This is a genomic window from Cetobacterium sp. ZWU0022 (assembly GCF_000800875.1).
Lineage (GTDB): Bacteria > Fusobacteriota > Fusobacteriia > Fusobacteriales > Fusobacteriaceae > Cetobacterium_A.
The window spans coordinates 1-688 of record NZ_JRJZ01000045.1; the positions used below are offsets into that span (position 1 = coordinate 1).

A 688-nucleotide genomic window follows, 5' to 3' on the forward strand; every position below is an offset into this window, starting at 1 on the left:
AGTGGCGAACTCTCTTCTTTTAAAAAGTAAATTATTTTTTTCATTTTCGTTCTCTGAAATAAGTATCCCAACTTTTTTCATTCTATAAGTTTTTCCTGTCTTCAAGGCTTTACCATCTATTATTCCAAGACATTTTTTACTATTGTAATCCAAAGTTTCAAAAGACTTTAAAACTTCGTTATAAGCTTTTATCATCTCAGTTTCACCATAAGGTGAAGAAACCTCTTTAATAATCCCGAAAAATGGTCCTTCCAATCCTATTGATGGATCTTTATCTAAAAAATATTCAATCTCTTGAAACTCTTTTTTCTTTTCCAATAAAAGTTTTTTTGTTTTTTCTAATTCTTTTATTTTTATATCAATCTCATTGCTCTTTTCGTCTAAGAACTTTATACTTGCTTCAGCAGTCTGACTTTCGGTATATTTTTTTATCTCTTTTAATGTAAATCCTGAATTTTTAAGACTTATGATAAACGCAAGTTCAGCCATTTGAAGAAATGAATAATATCTATATCCGTTTTCTCCATCTATATAATAGGGCTTAAGAAGCTCTATTTGTTCATAGTGGAGCAAGGTTTTATTGGAGATATTAAACATTTTTGCAACTTCTCCTATTTTATAACCATTTTTCATTCGAACCTCCAAAATTTTTATTGACTCCTCCCTTAAGGTATAGATTTATAATAAA

Annotated in this window: 1 protein-coding gene; it reads right to left on the bottom strand. The window is 28.2% G+C overall.

The features are described 5' to 3' along the window. Positions 1-633: MerR family transcriptional regulator (locus L988_RS05120; protein ID WP_156111923.1), on the bottom strand; the 633-nt coding region annotated here is incomplete at its 3' end. Positions 634-688 lie beyond the last annotated feature (55 nt).